Origin of the sequence: Arthrobacter sp., from assembly GCF_031179385.1 — a bacterium.
In the GTDB taxonomy this organism is placed as follows: domain Bacteria; phylum Actinomycetota; class Actinomycetes; order Actinomycetales; family Micrococcaceae; genus Arthrobacter_D.
Genome location: NZ_JAPSHV010000058.1, coordinates 1 through 6769 on the forward strand (window position 1 = coordinate 1; position 6769 = coordinate 6769).

General features: G+C 63.5%; 6 protein-coding genes. 2 read left to right on the forward strand and 4 right to left on the reverse strand.

Annotation, left to right across the window (positions count from 1 at the left end):
• Window positions 1–336: 336 nt before the first annotated feature.
• The 4 genes from RIF85_RS09530 to RIF85_RS09545 form a co-directional block, all read right to left on the reverse strand.
• Window positions 337–1995: an amidohydrolase gene (locus RIF85_RS09530; RefSeq protein WP_309071673.1), complete on the reverse strand. Its 1659-nt coding sequence runs from the start codon at window positions 1993–1995 to the stop codon at window positions 337–339.
• Window positions 1996–2013: 18 nt separating this feature from the next.
• Complete coding sequence (locus RIF85_RS09535) at window positions 2014–3255, reverse strand: MFS transporter (protein ID WP_309071674.1); 1242 nt, start codon at window positions 3253–3255, stop codon at window positions 2014–2016.
• A 104-nt stretch (window positions 3256–3359) separates the two neighbouring features.
• On the reverse strand, window positions 3360–3977 hold the full coding sequence (locus tag RIF85_RS09540; protein ID WP_309071675.1) for a TetR/AcrR family transcriptional regulator C-terminal domain-containing protein: 618 nt from the start codon (window positions 3975–3977) through the stop codon (window positions 3360–3362).
• Window positions 3978–3997: 20 nt separating this feature from the next.
• Complete coding sequence (locus RIF85_RS09545; RefSeq protein WP_309071676.1) at window positions 3998–4693, reverse strand: TetR/AcrR family transcriptional regulator C-terminal domain-containing protein; 696 nt, start codon at window positions 4691–4693, stop codon at window positions 3998–4000.
• A 129-nt stretch (window positions 4694–4822) separates the two neighbouring features.
• Between RIF85_RS09545 and RIF85_RS09550 the strand changes: the two genes are divergently transcribed.
• A complete protein-coding gene (locus tag RIF85_RS09550; protein WP_309071677.1) occupies window positions 4823–6214 on the forward strand; it encodes an NAD(P)/FAD-dependent oxidoreductase in 1392 nt (463 codons plus the stop codon).
• A 10-nt stretch (window positions 6215–6224) separates the two neighbouring features.
• The coding region (locus RIF85_RS09555) for an agmatine deiminase family protein (RefSeq protein ID WP_309071678.1) at window positions 6225–6769 on the forward strand (545 nt) is incomplete at its 3' end.

The window sequence follows — 6769 nt, forward strand, 5'->3', positions numbered from 1 at the left end:
CGTCATGGTGGTCACCAGCCCGTACGTCGTAAAGATTGTCAGGGGAACCATGTAGGCGAGTCCGAAGACGACCAGTCCGGGAACTCCCAGGACCCTGCGAAGGCTTCGTTCTGCGGGCGGCTTCGGTACGGACGACGCGGTGCGGCCGTTCAACTGTGAGGGCTGCGTCATTGCAAGCCACACTCCTTTTGATGATGCGGGCGGTACCGCCCTTGGGAAAGTCCTCAATAATGAACGCCGTTCATTATTACCTGCATCACAGTAGAGGTTGCGCGCGCACATGACAAGACCCGGGCCCCTTTGTTTCATCAAGGGCGCCCGGGTCTTCCGTTGGCGTTATGAGGAACGTGCTGCCAGGGTTCCCTCCGAAAGGGACGCTGCCTGGTACTGCACCTCTCCATTCACGACGACGGTCGTGGGGCCGTTCTCGAGAAGTCCTTCGAGCTCCTGCTTGAAGGGGTTGGCTCGCAGGATGACGAAGTCAGCCCGGAAGCCCGGGGCGATGCTGCCCTCCTCGAACTCCGCGCGGCAGGAGAAGGCGGCGTCACGGGTTGCGTGCTGCAGGGCGTCCTCCAATCCGAGTGCGTACTTCGGGAAGTTGGCGGGGAGGGAAGTGTCCAGAGCGGACTTCCGGGTGGTGGCGATGTACATGTTCGGAAGCGGCTCGTACGGTGCAGTCGGCGCATCAGTGCTGAGGGCCAGGGTTGCGCCCGCTGCCGTGAACTCCGTCCAGGGGAATCCGCGTTCGATGCGGTGATCGTTCAGCACCGCACGCCAGTTCTCCTGCACTGCAGGGTCGGCGTGGACGGGCTGCATCGACGCGACGAGCCCCAACCGGGCAAGACGCTCCACGTTTTCTTTTGTGACTGTTTCCAGATGCTCAATGCGGTGCCGTCGGTCACGCGAACCGTTGACGCGGTACGCCTCTTCGAGCGCGTCGAGGGCTATGTTGGATGCCTCGTCACCGATCGCATGGATGGCAATCTGCAGGCCGGCGGCATCGGCCGCAGTCACGACCGGGATCAGCGCTTCCCGGTCCCATACCGGCTCTGCGTTGGTTCCGTCGGCGTAGGGCTCCTTCATTGATGCGGTGCAACTGTCGATCACACCGTCGATCATCAGCTTGATCCCAGTGATTCTCAGGGTCGGCGAAGTGATCTCCCGTGCCAGGTCGGAGGCATGGGATACCTGCGCGAGATTCTCCGCAACGGTCTCCCGCCGGTGGATGAACCAATGGCCCTTGATCCGGAGGGGGAGGGTTCCATAACGGGACTGCGCACGCAGGAATGCCTGAAGATCGTCTTCGCCTACGGCCATGTCGACGGCACTCGTTACGCCGCTGGCCAAGTAGTGGCTGATGGCGCTGTCCAGCCAGGAGTCGCGGTCGGCATCCGTAGCTTGCCTTGCCAGGGCCGGCCAGACGATCTGTTGGGCGGCTGTCTCAAGGAGCATGCCCGTCGCTTCTCCGGAGTCCGGATCGCGCGTGATGCTGCCGCCGAGCGGATCAGCGGTGTCGGAGGTGACTCCCAGTTCCGCCAGCGCGGCCGAGTTGACCCACACGGAGTGCAGGTCGTTCGCATCCAGGTAGACGGGAATGTCCGGAACGGCAGCATCCAGCAGCTGGCGGGTGGGTTCCTGCCCGTCGAGTGCACTGTAGAGCCAGCTCGTCCCAAGGATCCGTGGAGCGTCGGGATTCTCCGCTCGGGCAGTGCGCAGCGTTGATTGGATCTCCTCCACCGTCTTTGCCGAGCGCAGCTGCACCTTCTGCAGCGACTGACCCAGCATCAGGAGATGCGTGTGTGCGTCGACGAAGCCGGGGAGGACGAAGCGGCCCGCCAAGTCGACCACAGTGGCGTCCTCCCGATTCGGTGAAACGGCTGCCGATGGTTGAACGTCCTCGATGAGGTTGCCCGTCACTGAAAACGAGCAGCCGTCAACCACTCCGCGGGGGGTGAGGATCGACGCGTTGGTGTAGATGGTTCGGTTGGTAGGCACAACTATCCGTTCTGGAGATCAAGCAATGGCGGCTTGGGGAAATTCGGTCTCAGGGGTGGAATGGGCAGCGGCAGCCCGCTCGACTTTGAGAGAGGTACGGGAGATCAGCGCCATCGGCACAAGCAGGAGAAGGGAGATGGCGCCGAGGACGATGCCGAGCGACTGATAGCCAAAGGTTTCGGAAACGGCGGTCCCGAAAAGCGGCGCGAAGGAGGATCCGACGAGGTAAACCCCGAGGATTGGCGCGGACCATCGGCCGGTTACGTCAAGTGCCGCCGCGATCGCGACCACGTAGAGGAACGCAACGATGTAGATGGTGTTCCACGCGATGATGACGGCCAGGTAGAGCTGGGGATCAGTGACGAACCCGGCGGAGATTTTGAGGGCAGCGCCGATCAGCAGCGCAGCCACCAGAGGAATCGTCCGTCCGATCCGGTTGCCGCCTGCACTGACAACAGCAGCCGCGGCGAGTCCTCCCAGCGTTGACAGGCTGAGAACCAGACCCATTCCTGTCTCATCAAGACCTGCCTGCTGTTCGCCCATCACGGCCGCGACAGCCCACAGGGAATCTTCACCCAGCGCCCAGATTGCGAAGCAGGTCAGGAGGCCGAAGCCAGCGATTGTGACGGAGCGGGACGGCTTCACTGACACATCGGTGGCCTGTGCGGCAGGGTCTTCAATGGGGTGGGCAGGGCGGTCGGGAAGCCAGCCCGTTGTGAAGAGTGCGGCGAGAGCCAGCCCCGCCAGGATTCCAAACGCACTGCCCATGGCGATGCCGACTGCGGGAATGATGAACAGTACGACGGCGACGATCGCCCGGTTGGTGAAGCCGCTGATTCCCGACGCGCGGTCCGGATTGCGCAGTGCGGCCAGCGCGGCTCCGCCGGCTGCGACGGCACCTCCACTGCCCAGGCCGGCGAGAATGATCCCGATGCCTGCGATGAGCGCGTCGGGCACCAGTGCCGCGGTGCCGAATCCCAGGGCGGTAAGCCCCAGACCTACGCGGGCGACGACGTAGCGACCGGTCTTTGCCGTCCATCGCGACGTTGCGAGGCACGAGAGCGCGGAGAGGAGGAGGCAGGCGGTCATCAGTGTGCCTGCGCCGGTGGCGCTGTAGCCCAGATCGCCGAGTGCAAGGATCATGACCGGAATGAGATTCGCCGTCATGAAGCCGACGACGGTGATTCCGAAGGTGGAGATGGCCCGGGTTGCAGTCAGTGGAACCCGGTTTCCTGCTGGGGGACTGGCAAGGTCAGTCATAGTTGCCTCGATCTATCAGAGTGTGAGAGCCGTCACGGAAACGAACGGCGTTCGTTTCAGTATGGGACCCGGGTGAACCTGCCGCAAGAGTTTCTGAAAGGCTTTCAGTAAATTTCTTGTTTCGCCCGCATTTCAATGCCGGCCACCAAAACATCCAGCCCGAAGTTGAACGCACGTGCTACCCGCTCCGCTGATGTTCCTGAACAAGCTGTTGCTCGTCTCAGGGCAGGGAACTGTTCCGGGGACGGATCCCAGACCTCGTCCGGGGCGGTGGCATCCAACGCCGCGCCCAGGGCGAAGTAGTCGATGGATGCGATAGCAGGGCCAATGTCTTCCGTCGGCAGTCCGGACCGCTCCAAGGTGAGTGCGAGATCTTCGTACATTCCCATGACCACCGGCGCGTGCACCGTCTGCGTCACGAGGAGCGGTACGAGTTTGGGATGTTGGGCGAAGCGATCGCGGTAGGACCGTATGAGCATTCTCGCGGCATCTTGCCACGATTGATCCGCCACTGGCTGTGGAGGTATTTCTTCGAACAGTTGTGCACGCAGCAGTTCGATAATGTGTTCGCGGCTCTCGATGCGGTTGTAGAGCGAGGACTGGCTCACTCCAAGCTCCCGCGCGATTCGGGGAAAGCTGAAGTCGCCCGTTTCGTCGACCAGCTTCAGGGCGGCATTGACGATCAGTTCGACAGACAGCAATGCGGACCGGGGGCGGGGCATGAATCCTTCTCTCTTGTCGGTCAGGCTGAGGGGGAGCGCAGGCTCTCAAGCCGTGTCCGGAGGCCGACGATCAACGCCTCCAGTCCGACGTCGAACGCGTCATCGGCGCTGCTGCGCTCGGCGGTAGCGGAGGAGTTGCTTGTGACAGCCGAGGTGAAGAGCGGGAAGTCATCCGCGAGTGCACCGGGGTCGAAGATGTTGGTCGGTGCGGAGACATCCATGGCCGAGCCGTAGATGAAGGACTCGACGGCAACGATGGTCGAGATGACCCGTTCCCGGGGCCAGCCCGCTCTGAGAAGTCCCCGCGTCACCTCCTCGTACATCCGCAGGGTCTCGTAGGCGCCGCCCACCGGCATGACGGCGATGACAGGCACCAGGGGAGCGTGTGCAGCGAACGCTTCACGGTAGGACCACGCCCATTCGCGGACGGCTTCATCCCAGGGTCGGTCCTCAAAGGCCTTCGTGTTGACGCGTCCCATGAGGTGGTCCTGGACCCAGATCAGTACGTCCTTTTTGGATTCGACGTGGTTGTACAGGGCCGACGGCGCCACCTTCAGATGGCGCGCGAGTGCGGCAATGGTGAAGCCCTCGTACCCGACAGTGTCCAGCAACGTGAGGGTCGCCGATGTGATGCTTTCGCGGGTCAGCACCCTGCTGGCCGGACGGCCGGCGCGACGGGGTTCGGGCGTCACGGGTGACAAATCTTCAAGCGTCATTTTCCCGTCCTTCGGTGGGCCTGTTAGCGCGCGGGGCTTTTCAAACTCTGCCCTGTCCTCTACAGTAATCGGAAATAAATGAATATGATTCATTTTATGCAGCGGCACTCGCCGCGTAGAGAGGACATCATGAGGATCATCGAAAGCGACGTCGTCGTCGTTGGAGCCGGACCGTCAGGACTGACAGCAGCGAGGGAGCTGCGGAAGGCCGGCCATTCCGTAACTGTTCTTGAGGCTCGCGGGCGCGTGGGCGGCCGCACGCACACTGACGTGATCGACGGAGCAGTCCTTGAGGTCGGAGGACAGTGGGTGTCCCCGGACCAGACTGCGCTGATCGGCCTCCTCGACGAGCTGGGGCTTCAGACCTACTCCCGCTACCGGGAGGGTGAGTCGGTCTACATCGGAGCCGACGGAGAAGCCGTCCGTTACACCGGAGACATGTTCCCCGTCGGGCGCCGCACCGGCGCTGAGATGGCTCGCCTCATTGAGGAACTTGACCGTCTGACAGCGCTGATGGACCCGAAAGCGCCGTGGGAGCACCCGCAGGCGCGCGAGCTCGACACCATCTCCTTCCACCACTGGCTCCGCCAGCAGTCCGACGACGAGGAAGCCTGCAACAACATCGGCCTCTTCATCGCCGGCGGCATGCTCACCAAGCCTGCTCACGCATTCTCCGCCCTGCAGGCCGTCCTGATGGCCGCCTCGGCCGGTTCCTTCTCACACCTGGTCGATGAAGATTTCATTCTCGACAAGCGCGTGGTCGGCGGAATGCAGTCGGTATCCGAGCGCATGGCAGCAGAGCTGGGGGACGACGTCGTACTGAACAGTCCCGTACGCACGCTGCGCTGGTCGGAGGGCACAGACGGAACCACTTCCGTGACCGCTCTCGCGGAGGATGTCACCGTTCATGCCCGGTACGCCATCATGGCTGTCCCGCCGAACCTCTACTCGCGCGTTTCCTATGAGCCGCCACTGCCGCGCCGCCAGCACCAGATGCACCAGCACCAGTCACTTGGCTTGGTCATCAAGGTCCATGCGGTCTACCCGACGCCGTTCTGGCGCGAGGACGGCCTGTCCGGAACCGGGTTCAGCGCCGGGTCCATCGTGCAGGAGGTGTATGACAACACCAACCATCAGGACAGCCGCGGGACACTCGTAGCCTTCATTTCCGATGAGAAGGCCGATGCGATGTTTGAGCTCTCCGAGGAAGACCGCCGTCGGCAAATTCTCAAGTCAATCGCCGCGTTCCTGGGGCCGAAGGCGCTGGAGCCGGAGGTTTTCTACCTTTCCGACTGGGGCTCGGAGGAATGGACGCGCGGCGCCTACGCCGCCAGCTACGACCTCGGCGGCCTGACCCGCTACGGCAAGCACCAGCTGACGCCGGTTGGTCCCATTCACTGGTCGAGCTCCGACCTCGCGGCGGAGGGCTACCAGCACGTCGACGGTGCAGTCCGGATGGGCCAGTTCACCGCACGGAACATCGCGACGGCGCTTACCAAGCAGCGCGCCCTCATCGGCTGAAGGCGAAACCGTGAATACAGCTACTGAAATGACGACCGCGGTGCTGACGACAATGCCCGGTGAGTGGGAGCGGCATGACCGCACCTGGATGGCGTTCCCCCCGGCCAACGACACTTTCGGGGCAGCCGGCAGCGAGAGCCTGGGCTGGGCGCGCGCGGCATGGACCAACGTTGCCCGTACGATCGCCCGCTATGAGCCGGTGACTGTGCTTGCCGATCCTGCCGACGCTGAGTCCGCCCGCGGCATGCTCGGCGATGGCATCACCGTCCAGGAGGCCGAGCTCGACGACGCCTGGGTGCGTGACTCAGGGCCGACGTTCGTGCACCGGACTGACGGCTCCGTTGCCGCCGTGAACTGGATCTTCAACGGCTGGGGTGCCCAGCACTGGGCCGCGTGGGAGAAGGACCAGCACGTCGGCCGGGCAGTCGCCGCGTATGCCGGAACGCCGGTAGCGGACAGTCCGCTCGTCAACGAGGGCGGTGGCTTCCACATCGACGGGCGTGGAACCGTGCTGCTCACAGAGACAGTGCAGCTTGATCCCGGGCGCAACCCGGG